The following is a 2492-nucleotide window of genomic DNA, read 5'->3' as shown; positions in this document are numbered from 1 at the left end:
TCTTTTCTCAAACACACCCGTGCTCCAAAGAAGAAGAAAGACTTTTCCATTGTATGACCCTCAACATCCACATGTCTCGACTGCCAAACTTTTGGCGACTGCAAAACAGTCACCTTGACAGGGCTAGAGTTAGGAGTTAGGTCTGTATTCCATGCAATTGGGAACCGCTATAATCACCTGGACTAGATGCAAAATGTTAATTAAAAACATTCTTCCCTACGAACGTGATACAAAATACTTGTATGATTTATGATTTTTGACTCATAGTGTAAGGATTACAGATAATGCATGTTCTCAAAAGATCCATCAAACCTGCAACCTATATATCGTTCCTCCACATTTACCAAACTACTTGGGGGACTGCTGGTGATATTTGTTTAATCCGTGAATCTGTAGCTAATGAAAGTACAGCGAAGTTTATCGGTCACAAAATCCAACTAGCAATTCCAAAAGGGTTGGAGCGCGATCGCATCGCCAACTGTCCGATAATTAAAGTTGCAGGTAATGTCGGCGACGGACATCCTAAAGAGCATCCGTTGGAATGGGAGGTTTATGAAGGTGTAGATCCAGAAATAGCTCTAGCGGCTCTCAAACCTTGGGGCTTCAAGTTAATTGAGCTTTAATCTGGCAATCTGACAAGCTCAACTCGCTTTCGTTCTTCTGCTGAAACTATTTTTTCCCTATCGCCATCAGACATTGGCTCAAATGGAAAAATTCATCTAATAGACATAGGAGTGAAATTAATTATGCGTTGTCCGAAATCCTTGGTAGGCATAATTCATAAATTATACCTACGTCATTTTCACGCTCTTGTCTAATGTACTAAACCAGGTTTCTAAATCCGCTTGAGCCTGAAAATCCAACAATGCTTCACCGAGATTTTCTAATTGTTCTAAAGAGAGAGTTTCAATCCGGTCTAGCATCTCTTGGGGTAATTCTCCCACCCGTCGAGTAAGTTGACGGAGAATGAGCAATTGCCCTTCTGCTTTTCGTCCTCTTAGTTCTCCTCGTTGTTCTCCTCGTTGTTCTCCTTCTGCAAGAATTTCTTGATAAATCACTGACTCGCGCATAATACCCTCCCGAAATAATTGTCGAATCAAATCTTGATTGTATTTTAACCCCGCTAAGATTTGGGTGTAAGCGGAAATTTCTGGTCGTTGTCTTGGCTCAAGTTGATTAACTTTTCCCACAACTTGTTGCAACAAGGCTTGGGGTTGCGTGGTTGCAGCCAGTGGTGCTAATGGTAACAAAGCCGATTCATTGAGGAATAGTTCGGGATTTTCCTCCCACATGCAAATTACGCGATATTCGTGATGAGTAGTTTCGACACTAAAGGCAGTTTCAATTACTGTTTCTGGTGAAGGGGGAAGCAATAATACGACAACTTGCGTTATTGGTAGACGATACAAACGATACAAGCGTACCCAATAATCTAGCATCCGCAGGGGTAGGGGTGGCGTAGATTCTAGTTTGGTTTGAAATTCCAGATGGAGAATGCGTCCTTGTAGTTGTAAAAATGTTACATAATCTGCGCGAATTGGTTCAATGCTCAATTCGGTTTTGAGAACTGTGACGCTGGTTTGCGGTGTTCCTAATACCCAACTGGCAAAGGTAGCAGGATGTTTTTCAGACAGGAGTTTGCAGAGGTTATCAAAAGACATTAACGAGCGATATAGAGACTAGATTTAATTAGTTGCTACTCTAATGTACTAAACCAGGCTTCTAAATCCGCTTGAGCGTGAAAATCCAACAATGCTTCACCGAGATTTTCTAATTGTTCTAAAGAGAGAGTTTCAATCCGGTCTAGCACCTCTTGGGGTAATTCTCCCACCCTTCGTGTAAGCAGACGGAGAATGAGCGCTCGTTCTCGTTGTTCGCCGCGTTGTTCCCCTTCAGCGAGAATTTCTTGATAAATCACTGACTCGCGCATCATACCCTCCCGAAATAATTGTCTAATCAAGTCCTTTTCGTATTTTAACCCCGCTAAGATTTGGGTATAAGCGGAAATTTCTGGTCGTTGTCTTGGCTCAAGTTGATTAACTTTGACCACAACTTGTTGCAACAAAGCTTGGGGTTGACTGGTTGCGGCCAGTGGTGCTAATGGTAATAAAGCTGGGTCATTAAGGAATAGTTCAGGATTTTCTTCCCATAAGCGAATCACGCGATATTCATGACGGGTAGTTTCGACACTAAAACGATTCCTACTTCATTGAGCCACGAGCAAGGTGATAAAACTCTCAAAATATTTGCCCAAGCTTGGGAACCCAGCCGAGATTTTGCACGATTACGAGAAGACTTAGCCAAGCAAATTGCTGTAGTTGCGAAAAAAGTCTCTTGGCGATCGCAAGATATTCTCATCCTAGAAACTCACTACAACAATCTCAAAAAAGCTGGATACAACGAAGCTGATTCGCTGCAATTAGTAATAGTTAACCTCAAGGGTCGGTAGTGGTTTTTCAGGTTTTGGCTATTATTTTGAGAGTTTTATCACC

Annotated in this window: 3 protein-coding genes and 1 pseudogene; 2 read left to right on the top strand and 2 right to left on the bottom strand. The window is 42.0% G+C overall.

Features of this window, described 5'->3' with window-relative positions; translation table 11 throughout:
* The first annotated feature begins 284 nt into the window (after nt 1-284).
* Nucleotides 285-623, top strand: coding sequence for a hypothetical protein (locus tag LC574_RS35465; protein ID WP_229458304.1), 339 nt, complete (start codon nt 285-287; stop codon nt 621-623).
* A 168-nt stretch (nt 624-791) separates the two neighbouring features.
* Here LC574_RS35465 and LC574_RS35460 read toward each other — a convergent pair whose 3' ends face one another.
* Together LC574_RS35460 and LC574_RS35455 are read right to left on the bottom strand one after the other, a co-directional pair.
* Nucleotides 792-1661 (bottom strand): Rpn family recombination-promoting nuclease/putative transposase, encoded by an 870-nt coding sequence (locus tag LC574_RS35460; RefSeq protein ID WP_229458303.1) that lies wholly within the window; start codon nt 1659-1661, stop codon nt 792-794.
* Between the two features lie 35 nt (nt 1662-1696).
* Nucleotides 1697-2194: pseudogene (locus LC574_RS35455) on the bottom strand (DUF4351 domain-containing protein); the annotation flags it as partial.
* Here LC574_RS35455 and LC574_RS35450 point away from each other — a divergent pair.
* On the top strand, nt 2171-2449 hold the full coding sequence (locus LC574_RS35450) for a hypothetical protein (RefSeq protein WP_229458302.1): 279 nt from the start codon (nt 2171-2173) through the stop codon (nt 2447-2449). The pseudogene LC574_RS35455 and the gene LC574_RS35450 overlap by 24 nt on opposite strands.
* The last annotated feature ends 43 nt before the right edge of the window (nt 2450-2492 follow it).

It is taken from the genome of Nostoc sp. CHAB 5715, assembly GCF_020829685.1.
GTDB lineage: Bacteria > Cyanobacteriota > Cyanobacteriia > Cyanobacteriales > Nostocaceae > Nostoc.
Note: the sequence above shows the minus strand (reverse complement) of the source record. Positions and strands in the feature narration are given on the sequence as shown.

What these genes read in the sequence shown, in the direction of transcription:
- LC574_RS35465 (WP_229458304.1), top strand. Translation starts at nt 285, where the DNA reads ATGCATGTTCTCAAAAGATCCATCAAACCTGCAACCTATATATCGTTC.
- LC574_RS35460 (WP_229458303.1), bottom strand. Translation starts at nt 1,661, where the DNA reads ATGTCTTTTGATAACCTCTGCAAACTCCTGTCTGAAAAACATCCTGCT.
- LC574_RS35450 (WP_229458302.1), top strand. Translation starts at nt 2,171, where the DNA reads ATGACGGGTAGTTTCGACACTAAAACGATTCCTACTTCATTGAGCCAC.